Source organism: Ramlibacter aurantiacus, from assembly GCF_016722895.1.
Lineage (GTDB): Bacteria > Pseudomonadota > Gammaproteobacteria > Burkholderiales > Burkholderiaceae_C > Ramlibacter > Ramlibacter aurantiacus.
On sequence record NZ_JAEQNA010000001.1, the window covers coordinates 1,634,171 to 1,655,745 of the forward strand.

Below are 21,575 nucleotides of genomic sequence, written 5' to 3' on the forward strand. Positions count from 1 at the left end.
CCTTCAGCACACTTCCATGAGCACCATCCTCGAACACGTGCCCGTCGGGCAAAAGGTCGGCATCGCCTTCTCCGGCGGCCTGGACACCAGTGCGGCCCTGCACTGGATGCGCGGCAAGGGCGCCATTCCGTACGCCTATACCGCCAACCTGGGCCAGCCGGACGAGCCCGACTACGACGAGATCCCGCGCAAGGCCATGCTGTACGGCGCCGAGAAGGCCCGGTTGATCGACTGCCGGCGGCAGCTGGCGCAGGAAGGCATCGCTGCCCTGCAGGCCGGTGCCTTCCACATCTCCACGGGCGGCCTCACCTACTTCAACACCACGCCGCTGGGCCGCGCCGTCACGGGCACCATGCTGGTGGCGGCCATGAAAGAGGACGACGTCCACATCTGGGGTGACGGCAGCACCTTCAAGGGCAACGACATCGAGCGCTTCTACCGCTATGGCTTGCTCACCAACCCCAGCCTGAAGATCTACAAGCCCTGGCTGGACCAAGCCTTCATCGACGAACTCGGCGGCCGCGCGGAGATGTCGGCGTTCATGCAGAAGGCTGGCTTCGCCTACAAGATGTCGGCCGAGAAGGCCTACTCCACCGACTCGAACATGCTCGGGGCCACGCACGAGGCCAAGGACCTGGAGCACCTGAACTCCGGCATCCGCATCGTCAACCCCATCATGGGCGTGGCCTTCTGGCGCGACGACGTGGCCGTCAAGGCCGAGGAAGTCACCGTGCGCTTCGAGGAAGGCCAGCCGGTGGCCCTGAACGGGCGCAGCTTCAGCGACCCGGTCGAGCTGATCCTCGAAGCCAACCGCATCGGCGGTCGCCACGGCTTGGGCATGAGTGACCAGATCGAGAACCGCATCATCGAAGCCAAGAGCCGCGGCATCTACGAGGCCCCCGGGCTGGCGCTGCTGTTCATCGCCTACGAGCGCCTGGTCACCGGCATCCACAACGAAGACACGATCGAGCAATACCGCGACAACGGCCGCCGACTTGGGCGCCTGCTGTACCAGGGCCGCTGGTTCGACTCGCAGGCCATGATGCTGCGCGAGACCGCGCAACGCTGGGTGGCCCGCGCCATCACCGGCGAAGTGACGCTGGAGCTGCGCCGCGGCAACGACTACAGCCTGCTGAACACCGAATCGCCCAATCTCACCTACCAGCCCGAGCGGCTGACCATGGAAAAGGGGGAGTCGATGTTCTCGCCGCGCGACCGCATCGGCCAACTCACCATGCGCAATCTCGACATCACCGACACGCGCGACAAGCTCGGCGTGTACGCGCGCGCCGGGCTGCTGTCGGGCCCGGATGCCGACGAGCTGCTGAAGCTGGCCGGCGGCAACTGAAGCACGGGGCGGCGACTGCCGTAGGGCGCCGCTGACGCGCGGCCCCGACTTCTTCGCCCGCACGTTCGGCGTGGTCGGGCCTAAGCTGGTTCTATCACTGGAACCACCTTGGAAAGGAACCCACCATGGCCCTGCTCAGGAAAGCCGTCATGCTCGCCATCACTTCAGGCATCGCCAAGAAAGCCTGGGATGCCTACCGCAACAAGCACCCGATGGAGGCCGCCCGCGCCAAGGCGAATCTGAAGGAAGCGGGCCGCAACCTCAGCGGAAAGGCCAGCGGCAGCGACGTCAGCAGCCGCACTGACCGCCCCGGCCCGTATTGATCAGACCACGACCGGTTCGGGTTCGAGGCGAATCCCGAACCGCTCGTACACGCTGGTCTGGATGGCGCGCGCCAGCGTGACCACTTCACCGCCGGTGGCGCCCCCGCGATTGACCAGCACCAGCGCCTGCTTCTCGTAGACGCCCGCGTTGCCCACCGACTTGCCCTTCCAGCCGCAGGCATCGATGAGCCAGCCCGCAGCCAGCTTCACCGAGCCGTCGGGCATGGGGTAATGCACGATGTTGGGCTCGCGCGCGATGATGTCCATGCACTGCTCGGGCGTGACCGTGGGGTTCTTGAAGAAGCTGCCCGCGTTGCCCAGCACCCGTGGGTCGGGCAGCTTGTGCTGGCGCGCCGCGCACACCCACTCGTACACCTGGCGCGGCGAAGGCTCGTCGACGCCCGTCTCGACCCGCTTGCGGGCGAGGTCCACATAGCCGATGACAGGCCGCCAGGGCTTGGGCAGGCGGAACCGCACCCGCAAAATGATCGCGCGCCCGGCCAGGCCCAGGTCGCCCGTGCGGGCTGGCGAATGCTTGAACACCGAGTCGCGGTAGTCGAAGGCGCATTCGGCCGCGTTCAGCGTGAACACGCGGCCACTTTCGAGGTGGATGGCATCGAGCGACTCGAAGCGGTCCTGCACCTCGACGCCATAGGCGCCCACGTTCTGAACCGGCGAGGCGCCGACGCTGCCGGGGATCAAGGCCAGGTTCTCCAGGCCGGGAAACCCGTGCTCGAGGGTCCAGGTGACGAAGTCGTGCCAGTTCTCGCCGGCACCGGCCTCGATGACGGTGGCGCGGGGGCCGTCCTCGACCACGCGGATGCCGGGGATCTCGACCTTCAGCACGAGGCATTTCACGTCACCGGTCAGCACGATGTTGCTGCCACCGCCCAACACGAACTTGGGGCCCGCCGCCAGCTCCGGGTCGGCCAGCACCGCAAGCACGTCGTCCTCGCTGCGCACGCGCACCAGCTCACGCGCCTTGGCGACGATGCCGAAGCTGTTGTGGGCCTGCAGCGGCACGTTTTGCTCGACGATCATGGGAGAATTGTCGCATTCGCGAACTGGGATACGGAGCCTTCATGCCATCTTTCGACACTGTGTGCGAGCCCGACCTCGTCGAAGTGAAGAATGCCGTCGACAACACCGCCAAGGAGATCGGAACCCGCTTCGATTTCAAGGGCACGTCGGCCGCGATCGAGATCAAGGAAAAGGAGATCACCCTTTTCGGCGACGCCGAGTTCCAGCTCCAGCAGGTCGAGGACATCCTCACCAGCAAGCTCGCCAAGCGCAACGTCGACGTGCGCTTCCTCGACAAGGGCAGCGTGCAGAAGATCGGCGGCGACAAGGTCAAGCAGGTGGTCAAGGTGCGAAACGGCATCGAGAGCGAGGCGGCCAAGAAGATCCAGAAGCTGATCAAGGACAGCAAGCTCAAGGTGCAGGCCGCCATCCAGGGCGACGCCGTGCGCGTCAGCGGCGCCAAGCGCGACGACCTTCAGGCCGCCATGGCGCTGATCCGCAAGGACATCACCGACCTGCCGCTGAGCTTCAACAACTTCCGCGATTGACGACCCTCACCCGCCCGGCCACTCGCGCTGGCTTCGGCCGGGCCGCTGCATTCGGCTTGCTGGTGGGAGCGCTTGCCCCGTCGCCGGGCTGGGCCGAGGGCACGGTGAGCCTGCAGGGCACCATGGGCCAGCGCGCCCTGGTGATCGTCGGCGGCGGCGCACCGAGGGCGCTTGCGCCGGGCGAGTCTCACCAGGGCGTGAAGCTCTTGTCGGTGGGCGCCGGTGAAGCCGATGTCGAGATCGCCGGCCGGCGCCAGACCCTGCGCGTGGGCGACTCACCGGCCAGCGTCGGCGGCGGCACGGCGAATAAAGGCCGGCGCATCGTGCTCACGGCGGGCAGTCACGGCCACTTCACCGGCCTGGCCACGGTCAATGGTCGCCCGATGCGGTTCATGGTCGACACCGGCGCTTCCATGGTCGGCATCGGCTCCGACGACGCCGAGCGGCTGGGACTTGACCATCGCAGCGGACGGCCGGTCACCGTGAGCACGGCCAACGGGCCCGCCAACGGCTGGCAACTCAAGCTGACCTCGCTGCGCATTGGCGACGTCGAGGTGTTCAACGTCGACGCCATCGTGGTATCGCGCCCCATGCCGCAGATGCTGCTGGGCAACAGCTTCCTCACCCGGTTCCAAATGACCCGCGAAAACGACCAGATGGTGCTGGAGCGACGCTACTGATGGCCCGTTACGACCGGCTTGCCACGCAGCCCACGGACGCCTCGCACGGCTCCGCGCTCGGGCCGCTGCGCCTGCCGGTGTTCCGCATGCTGTGGCTCGCCTGGTTCGCGGCCAACACCACCATGTGGATGAACGAGGTGGCGGCGGCCTGGCTCATGACCTCGCTGGCGCCCACCCCGCTGTGGGTGGCGCTGGTGCAGGCGGCCTCCACGTTGCCGGTGTTCCTGCTCGGCCTGCCCAGCGGCGCATTGGCCGATATCGTCGACCGCCGGCGCTACTTCATGGTCACGCAGTTCTGGGTGGCCGGCATCGCCAGCGTGCTGTGCATCGCGGTGCTGCTCGGTTGGATGAACGCGCCGCTGCTGCTCGCGCTCACCTTCGCCAACGGCGTGGGCATGGCCATGCGCTGGCCGGTGTTCGCGGCCATCATGCCGGAGGTGCTGCCCCGGTCGCAGCTGCCGCAGGGGCTGGCCCTGAACGGCATCGCGATGAACGGCTCGCGCATCGTCGGCCCGCTGGTGGCAGGGGCCGTGATCGCCAGCGTGGGCACGGCCTGGGTGTTCGTGCTGAACGCCCTGCTGTCGCTGATCGCCGGTTTCATCATCATGCGGTGGCGGCGCGAGCACAAGGAAAGCCCGCTGGGCCGCGAACGCCTGACCAGCGCCATGCGGGTCGGCTTGCAGTACGTGCGCCAGTCCTACCGCATGCGCCTGGCGATGCTGCGGGTGTCGCTGTTCTTCCTGCACTCCACGGCCATCATGGCGCTGCTGCCGCTGCTGGCCCGCGCGCTGCCCGGGGGCGGGCCGGCCACCTTCACCCTGCTGTTGTCCTCCATGGGGGCCGGCGCGATCGCGGCGGCGCTGTTGATGCCGCGGATTCGTCGAATCATCACCGTGCCCCAGCTGCTGGTGACAGGTACCGTGCTGCAGGCCCTCAGCGCCGCGGCCCTGGCGCACGCGAACACGGTGTGGATCGCGGTGCCCACCATGTTCATCTCGGGCACGGCCTGGATCTCCACCGCCAACTCGCTCACGCTGTCCGCCCAGATGGCCTTGCCCGACTGGGTGCGCGCACGCGGCATGTCGATCTACCAGATGGCCATCATGGGCGCCACAGCCACGGGCGCGGCGCTGTGGGGCCAGATCGCCACCGTGACCAACATCCACGATGCGCTGCTGATCTCGGCCGCCAGCGCCATCGTCACGATGGCACTGGCCTACCGCCTGATGCCCGATCGCGGCACCGAGGAAGACCTCACGCCCGCCAACGTGCTCAAGGTGCCCGACATCGCCTCGCCCCAACGCTCGGGCCGCGTGATGGTGAGCGTCGAATACCTCATCGATCCCGAACGCTCGGCCGAATTCCTGGAGCTGATGGAGCACAGCCGCCGAAGCCGCCTGCAGCAGGGCGCGCTCGAGTGGCAGCTGCTGCACGACCTGGGCGAGCCCGGCCGCTATGTGGAGCAGGTGGTGGACGAATCCTGGACCGAGCACCTGCGGCGCTTCGACCGCCTCACGGCCACCGATGCCAAGCTGCGCGAACAGCGCCTGAAGTTCCACATCGGCAACGAGCCGCCGCGCGTCACCCGCTACCTGCTGGAGCAGCTGTAGCGGCTGGCCCGGTCAGTGCCGCTTGGCCGTGGGCTTGCCCGCGCCGCCCTTGCCACCCTTGCCGCCGCCGATGCGGGTCTCGGTGCCCTGGAACAGCCGATTGATGTTTGGCCCGTGGCGGATCGCCAGCAGCAGGGCCATGAAGAACAACGCCGCCACGGCCGGCGCATCGGCCGACCAGGCGATGCCGTCCCCCAGCAGGAAGTACACGGGCGCGAAGATGGACGCCACCAGCGAGGCCAGCGACGAATAGCGGAAGAAGAAGGCGATGATCAACCAGGTCAGCGCGGTCGCCAGGCCCAGCACCCAGTCGATGCCGAACACCACGCCCAGGAAGGTGGCGACGCCCTTGCCGCCCTTGAAGCGCAGGAACACGGGATACAGGTGGCCCAGGAAGGCGGCCACGCCCACCAGCGCGATCGTGCCTTCCACCATGCCATAGGGCGCGCCGTAGGCCTTGACCAGCAACACCGGCACCAGGCCCTTGAGCGCATCGAACAGCAGCGTGAGCGCCGCGGCCGCCTTGTTGCCCGAGCGCAGCACATTGGTGGCGCCAGGGTTGCCGCTGCCGAAGGTGCGCGGATCGGACAGGCCCATGATGCGGCTGACGATGACCGCGAAGGCGAGTGAACCCAGGAGGTAGGCCGCCAGGGCGGCGAGGATGGGAGCGGCGGAATGCATGGCAGCCGATTCTGCCAGCCGTCCGCCGAGCTACCGTGATCAGCTGCCCGCGCGCTTGGCCGATCCGAAGTAGGTGACGAACCGATGATCCTTCTTGCCGGTCATGCCGTAGCGCGCCTCGTGCAGGTCCTTGAAGTATTCCTGCTTGGTGCCGGCATGGTTGGTGTTCCAGAACTGGATCTCACGGTTGCCGCCGTTCTCGTGCAACTCCAGCATCTGCTGCTTCTGCAGCTCGGTGAGCGTCTCCCCGGGCTCCGGCACGTCGCCGGTCTGCTCGATCAGGATGCGCAAGTGCCGGGCGTGGACATCGGCTTCGCCCGTGCGGTCCTTGCCGCTCTTGCAGTTGACCAGCGTCGACAGGCCGATCATGTCGCTCAGCACGAGGATCCGGCTGGCGAGTTTGTACGGGTCGCCTGAGGCCGACTTGTAGGCGCCGCTCGCGAACAGCTGGGCCACCTGGCCGGCCAGTTTCGTGACGACGCTGCGCTGCGGCGACCCTTCCGGGAGAGTTTTCAGGTGATCGCCGACCAAGCCGCCAATGATGTTCAGACCCGTCTTGTGCTTGCTCGCGTCTTTTGCCTGCTGCTCGAAATCGCTCCCGAGCAGCGCCTTGAGCGACTCCCGGTCCCTGGCATCGGCGACGTTGACATCGACCGCGCGCCCGAGGCCCAGGCCGTGCTCGTTGACGGGCAGGTTCATTGGGAGGACGGTGACTGCGATGTCTTGGCCGTCCAAGATGAACCCGGTGCGGGAGACTTCCTGCCACGCGGCTTCCTGGTCCCTCCACATGCGCCGCTCGTCGGCTTTCGGATCACCGTCCGCGCGGAAGGTGTCCGGCGACATCAGCGATACGGAGCACATGGTGAATCTCCCATTGGCAATCGCCGCCTTGCGCTGCTCGTCCGTCATGGCGCTCACCGCCACTTGGACGGCTTCGACTGCCCGATTCACGTTGGCCTGGTGGCGCAACTTAGCCAAGATCGACTCTGCCGACTTCGGATCGAGGCTACGGATGTATTTGGCGAGCGCTATTTCCCGCGACGACCCACGGAACACCAAGCCCTGCGCCTCGGCCTTTTTCAGACCAGCGCCTATCTCGGCCTTGATCTGGGGGGTCATGAGATCGAGAACGGCCTTGCCAAGCTCCGCGTCATCGAGATGCTTGATTCCCTTCACCGTGAAGCCGCTCGCGGAATGAACCCCGTGGCGTACCAGGGTCAGCAGCGGCGCCCCACCGGCGCCCTCCATCTTCGAGCAATACAGGTTGGTGGCATGGCGGTACTGGCCCAGGTCGTGGCAATTCGAGCCTTCGATCCCGTCCTTCTGGTAAGCGTCTTTCAAACCATCTGACATGAGCTTCGCCGGCATTTGCGAGCAAGTCACTTCCTTCAAGCCAAAACGGGTGTCCAGCAGGGGGATCGTGCGTTTGAATGCCTCGTTCGGGCGCGTGTTGAGCGTTCGATTCCACACTTTGCTGAACTGCAGTTTCGCTCGTTCGCCCTCCTTGCCGCGCTGCGGGTTCAGCAACTTGGAAAGCTTGCCCAGGAGGCCAGGGCTTGAACCGCCCGCCTGCTTCTTGGCTTCTTTCAAGGCTGCTTTGACACACGCGAGGGCGAGGGCCTTCTCGTCGCAAGGCGGCGCACCGTGGACGTGGCCGCTCAAGATACGGGCCACATCCGCGGCGCTGGGCTTGACAGCCACGTGGCGGAACAGGACCTTCTTCTTCAAGGGGCCCAACGTGGCAGCCGGGTCGCCCACCCCTGGTTCAGTTGCACCCCCGCGGATGGCGTCAAGCCGCCTCTGGAGTTCACGCTGATAGCCGACCAGCACGCCTGTGTATGGACCGGGTTCGTGCTTGCCAATCTCCTCCTGCAACACGCTCACCGCGGCGTCCCAGCAGGCGATGCGCGACTGCTTCATGCGCTCCGCGTTGAACGCATGCGATTTCACCGACTCCTGCAGGAACGCGATGCGCTGGTCCAGTAATTCCACTGTCTTCGAGTACTCGTCGGCCACCCTGTCCTCGGCACCACTACAGCTTTGCTCGATGGCCGAGATCTTGGCCTGGAGCAGCGTTTTATAGCCCTGCAGTCCCTCCACGCGCCGATCGACGTCCGCGCCCAGCGCACCGCCCTGCGCATACAGCTTTGCCAAGCTCGCCATGTCCATCAAATCCTTGACCTGCCGATCCGCGAGAGCCTTGCCTTGCCAATGGAACGTGACGACCTGCCTTGGCTTGGGCTGTGCCGCCGCGGCCTCCCCTGCCGATGCCGCGGATGCCGCGGATGCCGCGGATGCCGCGGATGCCGCGGATGCCGCGGATGCGGCCGGCGTCGATGGTCTTCGCACTGATGCTGCCAATTTCCCGTCCATTCCAGACCTCCGTGATGCGCTTGGTGATGCCTGCGCGCGGTCGCCCCCCCTCCGCCCTCTTGACGGCATCAAGGTTGAACACATCCGCGTGTCCTGCGGTCAATGGGGGGGGTGCCGCGCACCCCTGTCATTTCTGCCGGAGGTAGTAACCGCAACAGGGAACCCGTTCCGGCCCCGGCGCGATCAGCCCTCGTCGTCAGCCAGCGCGCAGCGAACTGGCTGGGCATCCAGCCCTTGCACGCAAACCTGCGGGTCCAGGCCGACCAGGTAGCCGCGGCGGCCACCATTGATGGCGATCCGGGGCAGCGACAGGATGGTTTCTTCGATGTACACCGGCATGGCCCGCCGGGTGCCGAAGGGCGAGGTGCCGCCCACCAGGTAGCCGCTGTGGCGGCTGGCGACCTCGGGCTTGCACGGCGCGACCGACTTGGCGCCGATCTGCCGGGCCAGGTTCTTGGTGGACACCGTGCGGTTGCCGTGCATCAGCACCAGCAGCGGCTTGCCGCGCTCGTCTTCCATCACCAGTGTCTTGACGACCGAGAACGGATCCAGCCCCAGCACCTGCGCACTGTGGGGGGCGCCGCCGTGCTCCACCCACTCGTAGCTGTACTCGTCGAACGCCACGCCACGCGCCCGCAGCCAGGCGGTCGCGGGCGTCTCGCTGACGTGCGGCTGCTTGCTTCGCGCCATGGCCTCGGGGTCAGTTCGCCGGGTCGCGCATCTCCCAGCGAACCTGGTCGATCTGCGCCAGCAGCTCGGGCGACAACCGCGTGCCCCAGGCATCGAGGTTCTCTTCGAGCTGCGCCAGCGACGTGACCCCGATGAGCGTGCTGGCCACCTGCCACTTGGTGTAGCAGAAAGCCAGGGCCATGCGGGTGGGCGTGAGCCCGTGGTCACGGGCCAGCTGGTTGTAGCGGCGGGCGGCCGCCAGCGCCTCGGGCCGGCCCCAGCGCTGGTTGCGCACCGACTCGAAGCGGGCGATGCGCGCATCGGCCGGCGCCCCGGTTCCGCTGGTGCCGCCCGCGTCGTACTTGCCGGTGAGCAGGCCGAAGCCCAGCGGCGAATAGGCCAGGAGGGACACGCCCAGGCGGTGCAGGCTTTCGTCCAGGCCGTTCTCCAGGGCGCGGCTGATCAGGCAGTACACGTTCTGCACCGTGGCCACGCGCGCCAGCCCGTGCTGCTCGGCCAGGCGGACGAATTCGTGCACGCCGTAGGGCGTTTCGTTGGACAGGCCGATGTGGCGCACCTTGCCCTCGCGCACCAGCCGGTCCAGCGCCTGCAGCTGCTCGAGGATGGACGTCTGGCTGCGCTCCTGGCTCGGGTCGTAGTAGAGCGACCCGAAGGCCGGCACCGAGCGCTCGGGCCAGTGGATCTGGTACAGGTCGATCACGTCGGTGTTCAGCCGCCGCAACGATCCTTCGCACGAAGCCACGATGTCGGCCGCGGTCATGCCCTTGCCAGCCCGCACCCAGGGCATGCCGCGCGAGGGCCCGGCCACCTTGGTGGCCAGCACCACCCGCGAGCGCATGCCGGGGCGGCTGCGGAACCAGCTGCCCAGAATCTTCTCGGTGGCGCCGTAGGTGGCCTCGCGCGCCGGCACCGAGTACATCTCGGCGGTGTCGATGAAGTTCACGCCGCGCTCGACGGCGCGGTCCAGGATGGCGTGCGCCGACTCCTGGCCGACCTGTTCGCCGAAGGTCATCGTGCCCAGGCAGATGGGCGTGACGTGCAGGTCGCTCTGGCCGAGCCGGACAGGGTTCATGGCAGGCATGGTGGTGTTCAGGCGATCAGGGTCGCGCGGAAATCGTTGACGTTGGTGCGGGTGGGGCCGGTGACCACCAGGTCACCCAGCGCGTCGAAGTAGCTGAAGGCGTCGTTGCCCGCCAGCAGGTCGGCGGCCGACAGGCCCTGCTGCAGCCCGCGCGCCCAGCTGTCGGGGCCGAACAGCGCGCCTGCGTTGGATTCGCTGCCGTCGATGCCATCGGTGTCGGCGGCCAGGCCCCAGACGCGTGGATGGCCGGCCAGGCCGATCAGCTCGCCCAGCAGGAATTCGGCATTGCGCCCTCCCCGCCCCCGGCCGGTGACCGTCACGGTGGTCTCGCCCCCGGACAGCAGCACCGCGGGTGCGGCCAGCGGCTGGCCGAAGCCGGCCACCTGCCGTGCGATGCCGGCGTGTACCCGGCCCACCTGGCGGGCTTCGCCCTCGATGGCGTTGCCCAGGACCAGCGGGCGCAGGCCGCGCGCGCGGGCGGCTTCAGCCGCGGCGTCGAGCGCCGCCTGGGCGGTGGCGATCACGCGCACCTCGCGCGGTCCCTGCTGCGCTGCGGCTGGCGTCACCGGGGGCGATTCCAGCACCTGTCGCACGGCCGGCGACGGCGTGATGCCGTACTGGCGCAGCACGGCCAGCGCGTCCTGCGGGGTCGAGTCGTCGGGCAGGGTCGGGCCCGAGGCCACGGTGCGCGGATCGTCCCCCGGCACGTCCGAGACCACCAGGGTCCAGACGGCGGCTGCCCCGCTGGCCTGCGCCAGCTTGCCGCCCTTGATGGACGACAGGTGCTTGCGCACGCAGTTCATCTCGTGGATGGTCGCGCCCGAATGCAGCAGCCGGTTGGTGAGCTCGCGCTTTTCGGCCAGCGTGAGGCCGGGCGCCGGGGCGGTGAGCAGCGACGAGCCGCCCCCGGAGATCAGCGCGATGACCAGGTCTTGGGCGCCCAGTCCCTGCACCAGCGCGCGGATGCGCTGCGCCGCCTGCTGCCCGGCTTCGTCCGGCACCGGGTGGCCGGCCTCCACCACCTCGATGCGCTGGCACGGCTCGCCGTGGCCATAGCGGGTGACCACCAGGCCCGACAAGGGACCGTCCCAGGCACGCTCCAGGGCCAGTGCCATGCGCGCGGCGGCCTTGCCCGCGCCCACCACCACCGTGCGGCCGCGTGGCCGGGGCGGCAGGTGGCGCGGCACCGAGCTCAGCGGGTCGACCGCCCGCAGCGCCTCGTCGAACAAAGACCGCAACAACTCGCGGCCGGCTTCGGGACTCAGGGACAGGTCGGGCGCATGCATGGGGGGCGATGAACGGCGGGACAACGGACCCGCAAGCTTACAGCGCCCCTGCAGCCGCCCAGCTTCTCAGGCCGCGGCCTCGCGCGCCCGCTGCTCCTCCTGCAGCCGCAGCACGCGGCGCTGCACCTTGCCGGTGGTGGTCATGGGCAGCTGCTCGATGAACTCGACCTCCTTGGGGTATTCGTAGGGGGCGAGCCGGCCCTTCACGTGCTCCTGCAGCTGGGCCGCCAGCTGCGCGTCGACCGCGGCGGCCTGGCCCCGGGCGCGTTCGGCCGCCGCGTCCGCGGTGAGCACCACATAGGCCTTCACCAGCGCACCACGCTCACGGTCGGGCTTGGGCACCACGGCCACGTTGGCCACGGCCGGGTGCCGCAGCAGGCAGTCCTCGATCTCGCCCGGGCCGATGCGGTAGCCGGCCGACTTGAAGACATCGTCGGCACGGCCCTGGTACCAGAGGAAGCCCTCGGCGTCGCGCACCGCCAGGTCGCCGGTGCGGCACCAGTCCGCCGTGAACTTGGCGGCCGTGGCGGGGGCGTTGTTCCAGTAGCCCAGGAAGAAGATCGGATCGGGCTGGCCGTGCACGTCGAAGCGATGCAGCGCCACGTCGCCCACTTCGCCGGGCGCGCACTCGCGGCCGTCTTCGTCGATGACCGCCACGCGGTGCCCGGGATAGGGCCGCCCCATGCTGCCGGGTCGCGCCGGCCAGGAGACTGGCGTGGCCTGGCCGTTCATGGCGCAATTGCCGACGATGTAGTTGATCTCGGTCTGGCCGAACATCTCGTTGACGACCACGCCCAGCTGCTCGCGGCAATAGCCGAACACCGCCTCGCCCACCGCCTCGCCGGCGCTCATCACGGCCTGCAGCCGCAGCCGGTAGCGGCCCCGCACGCGCGGCACCGCCTTCATCATGGCCTTCAGCGCCGTCGGAAAGAGGAAGGTGTGCGTCACCCCGTGCTGCTGCATCAATGCGAACGCGCCCTCGGGGCTGAATCGCTGGCTGCTGGCCACGATGGGCCGGCCGAAGTACAGCGTGGGCAGCAGCGCGTCCATGAGCCCGCCGGTCCAGGCCCAGTCGGCGGGCGACCAGAACACCGCCTGGCTGCCCTGGGGCAAGGCCGATCGCATCGGCACGGCCGGATCGAAGCCGAACCAGTTCTGGCTGCACACGAACCCCGGCAGGTTGCCGATCAGCGCCCGGTGCGGGATCAGCGCGCCCTTGGGCGCCCCCGTGGTGCCGCTGGTGTAGATCAACACCGCCGGGTCGTCGGCGGCCGTGTCCATCGGCGTGAACGCGGCCGGTTTCCCCGACAGGCCCGCTTCCCAGTCCAGGTCGGCGCGCAGGGCGGCCGCGCCCACGCCGACCATGGCGCGCAGCGACGGGCAGCCGGCGCGCACGGCCAGCACGGCGCTGACCGAGGCCTCGTCGCACAAGGCCACCACGGCCCCGCTGTCCTGCAGCCGGTACTGCAAGGCCTCCGGGCCGAACAGCACCGACAACGGCATCGCCACCGCGCCCATCTGCAGCACCGCCATGTAGGCCACCGCGGTCTCGAAGCGTTGCGGCATGACGATGGCCACCCGGTCGCCCGCGGCGACACCCAGTTCGCGCAGCAGGTTAGACAACCGGTTGGCCCGCTGCTGGAGTTCGGCGTAGCTCAGGGACTCGCGCCCGGGCGGCGCGTCGTGGGCGCGGATGGCGATGCGGCGCGCGGCATCGGGCTGGGCCGCCCAACGGCCGCAGCAGGCGTTTGCGATGTTGAACCGAGGGGGCACCTGCCAGCGAAAGCCGGCGTGGAGGCTGGCGTGCATGTCTCGGACCGGTCTGCCTGCCATGGCTCGTCTCCTTATGATTTGGCGAATGTATCAACCCCGACGCGCGGCCCGCAGCCACTTCATCCCGATCCGCCACCACCGCTACCACGTGCAGCAGTGGGGCGAGTTGACGGCCGGCGAGGTGCCGGTGGTGCTGCTGCACGGGTGGATGGACGTCGCGGCCTCCTGGCAGTTCGTGGTCGACGCCTTCGAGCAGGACCGGCCGGTGATCGCGCCCGACTGGCGCGGCTTCGGCTTGACCGAGGGGCCGGCGGCCGACTCCTTCTGGTTCCCCGACTACCTGGCCGACCTCGACTTCCTGCTCGACGCCCTGGTGCCGCACGGCCCGGTGGACCTGGTGGGCCACAGCATGGGCGGCATGGTGGCCATGCTGTACGGGGGCGCCCGGCCCGAGCGCATCCGCCGGCTCGTCAACCTCGAAGGCTTCGGCCTGGCCGAAACGCGCCCCTCGCAGGCACCCGGCCGTTATGCGCGCTGGATGGACGAACTGAAGGCGCTGCACCGGGGCGACATGGAACTCAAGCCCTATGACTCGGCCGACGGCGTGGCCGAGCGCCTGTCGCGCACCAACCCGCGCCTGTCGGCCGACAAGGCGCAGTGGCTGGCACGCCAGTGGGCGCGGCCCGGCGACGACGGCCGCTGGCGCATCCTGGGCCAGGCCGCCCACAAGGTCATCAGCGCGCAGCTGTTCCGGGTGGACGAAACGCTGGAAAGCTACCGCCGCATCCAGGCCCCGGTGCTGTGGGTGCAGTCCGCCGAGGACAGCCTCAAGGGCTGGTGGCGCGACCAGTTCACCCAGGCCGAATTCCAGCAGCGGCTGCGGGCCGTACCGAATGCGCGACAGGCGGTGGTGGACGGCTGCGGCCACATGCTGCACCACGACCAACCGACGCGCGTGGCCCAGCTGATCGAGACTTTTTTTACAGATCAGCAATGAGCTGCACGTAGGCTCGTCGCACCTGTTGCCGTAGGAGCGCTCCTACCCTAAGCTGTAACCTCAGATTGCTGAGGTAAAGCTGTGAAGTGCAGGATGTTGACGGCTCTGCTGCTGAGCGCGGCGTTGTGTGCCCCGGGCCTCTCACGGGCCGATACCGATGTTGAGCAAAGCCTGGCGACGATGTGGGAAGTGCTCTGGCACCAGAGTGGCACGCCGACACGGGTTGTGCGCTGGGAAACAGACATTCACATGCGGCTGAGCGGCGTCGACGTCGCCCAGCACCGCGACATCATCCTCAAGGCCATGAGTTCTGTCACCCAGGAAGCCGGCGTGCGGCTGTTCGACGTGACCGACCGGCCCGAGCTGCCGGCCAACCTCACCATCGAAGTCACGCCCAACCAGGCGCTGGAGGACAACCAGCCCTGCGTCACCGTGCTGAATTTCCGCCAGGAGACGCGCATCGAGGCCGCTTCGGTGCAGATGCGCAGCAAGGACGCGTGGCGCTGCGCCCACCACGAAGCCATGCACGTCATGGGCGTGCGCGGGCACCCCGCCGGCCACACCGTGCTGAGCTACTTTCCCACCCAGGTGGACGCCCTCACCCCACTTGACCGAACCATGCTGCGCGGCTGGTACTCGCCCCGCATGCGCGGCGGCATGACTCCCTTCGAGGCCATGGCCGTGCTCGCCGACGAATGGGTCGCCACCCGGCCCGACCGCGCCAACGCGTCCCTGGTGCGCGACCGCTTCTTCGCCAGCACCTTCGAGCAGATGCAGGCCTTCGCCGCCGGCCAGGGCGACGTGCCGGCCGTGGTGCGCCGCTCGGGCAAGCACACCGAGGACGGCATCCGCTGGGGTCGCGCCGAGATGGGTTATTTCCTCGGCGTGGCCTACCTGCAGGGCGTGTCGGTGCCGCCCGACCGCACCATGGCCATCCAGTGGTTCGAGCGCGCCGCCAGCGCGGGCAACCGCCGCGCGCAGGCGCAGCTCGGCTCATTCCGCTGAGAAGGTGCGGATGAATCTGCTGCGCACGCCGATCCTGCATCTGCGCTTATCGCCGTACCCTTGTACGGCTGCGATGCTCGAAGCAGCCTCGGCGCACTCGCGACGATTCCTCCACACCTTCTAACCCCGGGGCCCCGCGGCCTGCGGCACGCCCCCCGCGTGCGAAAATCCGTGCCTTTCCGCCGGCCCTGTCCCTGGGCCGGCACAGCCACGGAACATCGCACCCCTCATGGACGCAGAACGCATCAACCTCATCGGCACCACCCTCTCCGACCTCCAGTCCCGATGCGCGGACTTACGGAGGTATCTTTGACTACGATGCCAAAGCCGAACGCCTGAGGACCGTCAACGCCTCGCTGGAAGACCCGGCCGTCTGGAACGACCCCAAGAAGGCCCAGGAGCTGGGCAAGGAAAAGAAGCAGCTCGACAGCGTGGTCATCACGCTGCGTGACCTCGAGCGCGAGCTGTCCGACGACCTCGAGCTCTACGACATGAGCAAGGACGAGGGCGACGAGTCGGGCCTGGCCACCATCGAGGCCGACGCCCGCCGCATCACCGAAGCGGTCGAGGAGCTCGAATTCCGCCGCATGTTCAACAAGCCGGCCGACCCCATGAATGCCTTCCTGGACATCCAGGCCGGCGCCGGCGGCACCGAGGCCTGCGACTGGGCCAGCATGCTGCTGAGGCAGTACCTGCGCTACGCCGAGCGCAAGGGCTTCAAGGCGGTGGTCGAGGAAGAATCGCCCGGCGACATCGCCGGCATCAAGGGCGCCACCATCAAGATCGAGGGCGAATACGCCTACGGCCTGCTGCGCACCGAGACCGGCGTGCACCGCCTGGTGCGCAAGTCGCCCTTCGACTCGGCCGGCGGCCGCCACACCAGCTTCGCCAGCGTATTCGTCTACCCGGAGGTCGACGACTCGGTGGACATCCAGATCAACCCGGCCGACGTGCGCGTGGACACCTACCGCGCCTCGGGCGCCGGTGGCCAGCACATCAACAAGACCGACTCCGCGGTGCGCCTGACCCACGTGCCCACCGGCATCGTCGTGCAGTGCCAGGACAGCCGCAGCCAGCACAGCAACCGGGACGTCGCGTGGCAGCGACTGCGCTCGCGCCTGTACGACCACGAGATGCGCAAGCGCATGGAAGAACAGCAGAAGCTCGAGGACACCAAGACCGACGTCGGCTGGGGCCACCAGATCCGCAGCTACGTGCTCGACCAGAGCCGCATCAAGGACCTGCGCACCAACCTCGAGATCTCCAACACGCAGAAGGTGTTGGACGGCGACCTCGATCCGTTCATCGAAGCCTCGCTCAAGCAAGGCGTCTAAGGAAACGACATGCGTGAAGGACAGACAGCGGTGATTCACCGCGCCGACTACCGCCCGCCCGCCTTCTGGATCGACAGCGTCGAGCTGTGCTTCGACCTCGATCCCCAGAAGACGCGCGTGCTCAATCGCATGCGGCTGCGCCGCAACCCCTCCATGCCCGCCGAGGCCCTGCGCCTTCACGGCGAAGAGCTGAACCTCGCCCGCGTGCTGGTCAACGGCCAGGGCGCCTCCTTCAAGCTGGAAGACAGCCACCTGGTGCTGGAGAACCTGCCCGAGGGCCACGAGCCCTTCGACCTGGAAGTCTTCACCACCTGCGCCCCGGCCAAGAACACCAAGCTCATGGGCCTGTACGTGAGCAACGACTCGTTCTTCACGCAGTGCGAGGCCGAGGGCTTCCGGCGCATCACCTACTTCCTGGACCGGCCCGACGTGATGGCCACCTACTCGGTGCTCATTCGCGCCGACAAGGCGAAGTACCCGGTGCTGCTGTCCAACGGCAACCTGGTCGAACAGGGCGAGCTCGATGCCGGCCGCCACTATGCGCGCTGGGTCGATCCACACCGCAAGCCCAGCTACCTGTTCGCGCTGGTGGCCGGCAGCCTGGTCGCGCGCGAGCAGCGCATCACCACGCGCGGCGGCAAGGACCACCTGCTGCAGGTGTACGTGCGCCCTGGCGACCTGGACAAGACCGAGCACGCCATGAACTCCCTCATGGCCTCCATCGCCTGGGACGAGGCCCGCTTCGGCCTGCCGCTCGACCTGGAGCGCTTCATGATCGTCGCCACCAGCGACTTCAACATGGGCGCGATGGAGAACAAGGGCCTGAACATCTTCAATACGAAGTACGTGCTGGCCAGCCAGGCCACCGCCACCGACGTCGACTACGCCAACATCGAAAGCGTGGTGGGCCACGAGTACTTCCACAACTGGACCGGCAACCGCGTCACCTGCCGCGACTGGTTCCAGCTCTCGCTGAAAGAGGGCCTCACGGTCTTCCGCGACCAGGAGTTCAGCCAGGACCTGGCCGGTGAGCCCTCGGCCCGCGCCGTGCGCCGCATCGAGGACGTTCGCGTGCTGCGCACCGCGCAGTTCCCCGAAGACGCCGGCCCCATGGCCCACCCGGTGCGCCCCGACCAGTACCTGGAGATCAACAACTTCTACACCGTCACCATCTACGAAAAGGGCGCCGAGCTCGTTCGCATGATGCAGACCCTGGTGGGCCGGGAGGGCTTTGCCCGCGGCATGAAGCTGTACTTCGAGCGGCACGACGGCCAGGCGGTCACCTGCGACGACTTCGCCCAGGCGATCGCCGACGCCAACCCCGACTCGCCGCTGGCGCGCCTGCTGCCGCAGTTCAAGCGCTGGTACAGCCAGGCCGGCACGCCCCGGCTCAGCGCCCGCTCGCGATGGGACGCCGCCTCCGGCACCTACAGCCTCACGTTGTCGCAAAGCTGTGCGCCCACGCCGGGCCAGCCGGTGAAAGAGCCCTTCGTCATCCCGGTGCAACTGGGCCTGCTCGACGCCTCGGGCGCCGCCCTCAGCAACGGGCTTCACGTGCTCACCCAGGAGAGCGAGACGCTCACGATGAGCGGCCTGTCCTCCGAGCCGGTGCCCTCCATCCTGCGCGGGTTCAGCGCGCCGGTGTGCCTGGACTACCCCTACACCGACGCGCAGTTGCTGCTGCTGCTGGCGCACGACACCGACCCCTTCAACCGCTGGGAAGCCGCGCAGCGGCTGGCGCTGCACCGGGCGCTGCAGGCGGTGCGTGACAGCGGGCACGTCGAGCTCGATGCGCCCTTCATCGAAGCCATGCGCGGCGTCCTGCGACACCCGCAACTCGACGCCGCCTTCAAGGAGCTGGTGCTCACGCTGCCGTCCGAAACCTACATCGCCGAGCAGCTCGAGGTGGTCGATCCGCAGCGCATCCACGCCGTGCGCGAAGCCATGCGCCAGCAATTGGCCACCGCGCTGCGCCACGACTGGGAATGGGCCTACGAGGCGCACCACGACACCGGCGCCTATCGGCCCGACCCGCGCTCCACCGGTCGTCGCGCCCTGGCTGGCCTGGCCCTCACCCACCTGTGCCTGGCCGCGCGCCTGAGCGGCGACCCGGTCTGGCCGGGCAAGACGCTGCAGCGCTTCAAGGACGCGGCCAACATGACCGACCGCTTCAATGCCTTGTCGGCCCTGGTCACCAGCGGCCACCCGCTGGCCGCGCAGGCGCTCGACCGCTTCCACGGCCAGTTCAAGGACGACGCCCTGGTGCTGGACAAGTGGTTCGCGCTGCAGGCCGGCGCCCCTGATCGTGGCGGCAACATCCTGCCGCTGGTCAAGCAGCTGATGCAGCACCCGGACTTCAACATCCGCAACCCCAACCGCGCGCGCAGCCTGGTCTTCAGCTACTGCAGCGCCAACCCCGGCGCCTTCCACCGCACCGACGCGGCGGGCTACGTGTTCTGGTCCGACCGCGTCATCGAACTCGACGCCATCAACCCGCAGGTGGCCGCCCGGCTGGCCCGCGCGCTCGACCGCTGGCGCCGCCTGGTCGAACCCTGCCGCAGCGCCGCGCGCGAGGCCATCGCCCGCGTGGCGGCCAAGCCCGACCTGAGCAACGACGTGCGCGAGGTGGTCACGCGCGCACTGGCCGACTAAAGCAATCCAAGGAAGGCAAGCCCTCATGCAAAAACGCATCTCCCTCACCCAGTACCTGATCGAGCAGCAACGCGTCGACGGCCTCATCCCGGGGCAGCTTCGGCTGCTGCTCGAAGTGGTCGCGCGCGCCTGCAAGCGCATCAGCCAGGCCGTGAACAAGGGCGCCCTGGGTGACGTGCTGGGCTCGGCCGACAGCGAAAACGTGCAGGGCGAAGTGCAGAAGAAGCTGGACATCATCGCCAACGAGGTGCTGATCGAGGCCAACGAATGGGGCGGCCACCTCGCCGCCATGGCCAGCGAGGAAATGGAAGGCATCTACCAGGTGCCCAACCGCTACCCGCAGGGCGAGTACCTGCTCATGTTCGACCCGCTGGACGGCTCGTCGAACATCGACGTCAACGTGAGCATCGGCACCATCTTCAGCGTCATGCGCAAGCCCGAAGGCCCCGCCGTGAGCGAGCAGGATTTCCTGCAAGCGGGCAACCGCCAGGTGGCCGCCGGCTACTGCGTCTACGGCCCGCAGACCACCCTGGTGCTCACCGTGGGCGACGGCGTCGCCATGTTCACGCTCGACCGCGAACTCGGCTCCTTCGTGCTGGTGCAGGACCGCATCACCATCCCGGCCGACACCAAGGAATTCGCCATCAACATGAGCAACATGCGGCACTGGGACGAGCCGGTGCGCCGCTACATCGACGAATGCCTGGCCGGCAAGGAAGGCCCGCGCGGCAAGGACTTCAACATGCGCTGGATCGCCAGCATGGTGGCCGACGTACACCGCATCCTCATGCGCGGCGGCATCTTCATGTACCCCTGGGACAAGCGCGAACCGAACAAGCCCGGCAAGCTGCGCCTGATGTACGAGGCCAACCCCATGGCCTGGCTCGTCGAGCAGGCCGGCGGCGCCGCCACCAACGGCCGCCAGCGCATCCTGGACGTGCAGCCCACGCAACTGCACGAACGCGTGAGCGTCATCCTGGGCAGCAAGAACGAGGTCGAGCGCGTGACCTCGTACCACAACGCTGGCTGAGGCGTTGAAGGCCACCTGCCCCTGGCTATAATCGCGGGCTTCGGTCGCCGGAGTAGCTCAGTCGGTAGAGCAGCTCATTCGTAATGAGAAGGTCGGGGGTTCGATTCCTCTCTCCGGCACCAAGCTAGCTAAGGGTTTTCCGCTATTAAAAATGCAGCAGACCCTTTTTACTTGGAGGTGATGTAACGGCCGATGTAAGACCCCTGTCGCCGCACGGCCCCGCGAAGAGGCGGTCCCGACACTCAGCTCAATGACAGACTGCCTTGCGCCGATTGGGCAGTAGAGGTCGTCGCTGTGGCATCGGGCAGCGAGATGTAGCGAATGTTCAGCGTGATGGCCTCTTCATACCGGAGCACGAAGTAATCGCCATCGATGAAACGAGCCGCCGTCGCTGCACTCGTTCTCAGTGGCCGACGCGTCACCGCACTGAGTATGAGGCGATCAAGCTGCCCCTCAGGCGTCACGATGAAGTCTTCGAGAAATCCTGTGTACAAGGTGGAGCCGGAGCCCATGTCCACGATGGCAGAGACGCTGATCAAGTCCGGCTCTTCGCCAGGCTCGAAGTCTGCACCTGTGAGCAGGTAGTACCACGGGGCATCGTGGAAGCGAAGAAACGGGCTGAGTGGAGATCCAGCCCGATCCAGCTTCCATTTAGTCACCGCGAGCCGGATCACAGTCGGCCCGAGATAGCTGAATGCTAGTAGCGACGCAAAATAAAAGCCGATTAGGTGGTCGCTTCTGGCGATCTCTCTTGATGCGAGCGCCTGAGAGGCGGCATCACTCGAGGCCAATCTGAGGAGCACCTCAGTGTCTACGCGATAGGACGTGCAAAGAGCAGCCGCCCCAAGCCACAGCAAGTGCAACACCATGGCCGTGAGAACGCCCTCGGTGACGACTAACCCGAAGGGTGAAAAGTCCAGCGAAGTTCGCTCTGCTCGCTTCAAGCGAGATCGAAAAACGAATCCGGGGAGCAGCAGCGCAAAGAGGATGAGCGCGGGCAGCGCTACATTCATCCGTCTTTAGGCCGATGATCTCGGAACCAAGACAGGAGTAACCCTCCGCTTGCCCTGTTCGGTCTGCACCTCAATGACCACCGGGGCCATTCCTCCCCTTCCAGCAGGAAGTGGGGCAGTAACCAAGAAAT

18 protein-coding genes and 1 tRNA gene are annotated in these 21,575 nt (G+C 67.7%); 11 read left to right on the top strand and 8 right to left on the bottom strand.

The features are described from left to right. The first annotated feature begins 16 nt into the window (after positions 1 to 16). Together argG and JI739_RS07655 are read left to right on the top strand one after the other, a co-directional pair. Positions 17 to 1,348 (top strand): argininosuccinate synthase, encoded by a 1,332-nt coding sequence (gene argG / locus JI739_RS07650; RefSeq protein ID WP_201683200.1) that lies wholly within the window; start codon positions 17 to 19, stop codon positions 1,346 to 1,348. Positions 1,349 to 1,473: 125 nt separating this feature from the next. Then, the gene (locus JI739_RS07655; protein WP_201683201.1) at positions 1,474 to 1,671 is read left to right on the top strand and encodes a hypothetical protein; all 198 of its coding nucleotides are present in this window, start codon (positions 1,474 to 1,476) and stop codon (positions 1,669 to 1,671) included. Here the strand turns inward: JI739_RS07655 and murB are convergent, their stop codons facing one another. Next, positions 1,672 to 2,712, bottom strand: a complete 1,041-nt coding sequence (murB, locus tag JI739_RS07660) for a UDP-N-acetylmuramate dehydrogenase (protein ID WP_201683202.1) — start codon at positions 2,710 to 2,712, stop codon at positions 1,672 to 1,674. It lies immediately after the preceding gene. Between the two features lie 41 nt (positions 2,713 to 2,753). Between murB and JI739_RS24405 the strand changes: the two genes are divergently transcribed. Genes JI739_RS24405 through JI739_RS07670 form a run of 3 tightly spaced genes read left to right on the top strand, consistent with a single transcriptional unit; the run spans position 2,754 to position 5,529 of the window. After that, entirely contained in the window at positions 2,754 to 3,239 is a 486-nt protein-coding gene (locus JI739_RS24405; protein ID WP_236589106.1) for a YajQ family cyclic di-GMP-binding protein, read from the top strand. After that, the gene (locus JI739_RS24410; protein ID WP_236589140.1) at positions 3,236 to 3,919 is read left to right on the top strand and encodes a retropepsin-like aspartic protease family protein; all 684 of its coding nucleotides are present in this window, start codon (positions 3,236 to 3,238) and stop codon (positions 3,917 to 3,919) included. Before JI739_RS24405 ends, JI739_RS24410 begins: the two co-directional genes overlap by 4 nt. Continuing rightward, complete coding sequence (locus tag JI739_RS07670) at positions 3,919 to 5,529, top strand: MFS transporter (RefSeq protein ID WP_201683203.1); 1,611 nt, start codon at positions 3,919 to 3,921, stop codon at positions 5,527 to 5,529. Before JI739_RS24410 ends, JI739_RS07670 begins: the two co-directional genes overlap by 1 nt. A 12-nt stretch (positions 5,530 to 5,541) precedes the next feature. Here JI739_RS07670 and plsY read toward each other — a convergent pair whose 3' ends face one another. From plsY to JI739_RS07700, 6 genes are all read right to left on the bottom strand, one after another. Beyond that, a complete protein-coding gene (gene plsY, locus JI739_RS07675) occupies positions 5,542 to 6,210 on the bottom strand; it encodes a glycerol-3-phosphate 1-O-acyltransferase PlsY (protein WP_201683204.1) in 669 nt (222 codons plus the stop codon). Between the two features lie 39 nt (positions 6,211 to 6,249). Next, positions 6,250 to 8,583: an inositol phosphate phosphatase SopB gene (locus JI739_RS07680; RefSeq protein WP_201683205.1), complete on the bottom strand. Its 2,334-nt coding sequence runs from the start codon at positions 8,581 to 8,583 to the stop codon at positions 6,250 to 6,252. A 183-nt stretch (positions 8,584 to 8,766) separates the two neighbouring features. Beyond that, a complete protein-coding gene (locus tag JI739_RS07685; protein ID WP_201683206.1) occupies positions 8,767 to 9,273 on the bottom strand; it encodes an aminoacyl-tRNA deacylase in 507 nt (168 codons plus the stop codon). A 10-nt stretch (positions 9,274 to 9,283) separates the two neighbouring features. Continuing rightward, positions 9,284 to 10,345 carry an aldo/keto reductase gene (locus tag JI739_RS07690; protein ID WP_201683207.1) on the bottom strand — a complete coding sequence of 354 codons (1,062 nt, stop codon included), beginning with the start codon at positions 10,343 to 10,345 and terminating at the stop codon, positions 9,284 to 9,286. 17 nt (positions 10,346 to 10,362) lie between these two features. After that, a complete protein-coding gene (locus JI739_RS07695) occupies positions 10,363 to 11,640 on the bottom strand; it encodes a glycerate kinase type-2 family protein (protein WP_201683208.1) in 1,278 nt (425 codons plus the stop codon). Positions 11,641 to 11,706: 66 nt separating this feature from the next. Then, the gene (locus tag JI739_RS07700) at positions 11,707 to 13,473 is read right to left on the bottom strand and encodes an acetate--CoA ligase (RefSeq protein ID WP_201683209.1); all 1,767 of its coding nucleotides are present in this window, start codon (positions 13,471 to 13,473) and stop codon (positions 11,707 to 11,709) included. A gap of 25 nt (positions 13,474 to 13,498) precedes the next feature. Between JI739_RS07700 and JI739_RS07705 the strand changes: the two genes are divergently transcribed. From JI739_RS07705 to JI739_RS07730, 6 genes are all read left to right on the top strand, one after another. Then, entirely contained in the window at positions 13,499 to 14,410 is a 912-nt protein-coding gene (locus JI739_RS07705) for an alpha/beta fold hydrolase (protein ID WP_201683210.1), read from the top strand. Between the two features lie 180 nt (positions 14,411 to 14,590). Then, on the top strand, positions 14,591 to 15,415 hold the full coding sequence (locus tag JI739_RS07710; protein WP_255520171.1) for a DUF2927 domain-containing protein: 825 nt from the start codon (positions 14,591 to 14,593) through the stop codon (positions 15,413 to 15,415). Between the two features lie 229 nt (positions 15,416 to 15,644). Then, a protein-coding gene (prfB, locus tag JI739_RS07715) for a peptide chain release factor 2 (RefSeq protein ID WP_201683212.1) occupies positions 15,645 to 16,749 on the top strand; the annotation gives its coding sequence in 2 pieces (ribosomal slippage) (positions 15,645 to 15,725 and positions 15,727 to 16,749; 1,104 coding nt in all). Positions 16,750 to 16,758: 9 nt separating this feature from the next. Next, on the top strand, positions 16,759 to 19,401 hold the full coding sequence (gene pepN / locus JI739_RS07720) for an aminopeptidase N (protein WP_201683213.1): 2,643 nt from the start codon (positions 16,759 to 16,761) through the stop codon (positions 19,399 to 19,401). A gap of 25 nt (positions 19,402 to 19,426) precedes the next feature. Beyond that, positions 19,427 to 20,431, top strand: a complete 1,005-nt coding sequence (locus JI739_RS07725) for a class 1 fructose-bisphosphatase (protein WP_201683214.1) — start codon at positions 19,427 to 19,429, stop codon at positions 20,429 to 20,431. Between the two features lie 46 nt (positions 20,432 to 20,477). Beyond that, positions 20,478 to 20,553: transfer RNA gene (locus tag JI739_RS07730), tRNA-Thr, on the top strand. A 120-nt stretch (positions 20,554 to 20,673) separates the two neighbouring features. Here JI739_RS07730 and JI739_RS07735 read toward each other — a convergent pair. Then, positions 20,674 to 21,444, bottom strand: a complete 771-nt coding sequence (locus JI739_RS07735; RefSeq protein ID WP_201683215.1) for a hypothetical protein — start codon at positions 21,442 to 21,444, stop codon at positions 20,674 to 20,676. Positions 21,445 to 21,575 lie beyond the last annotated feature (131 nt).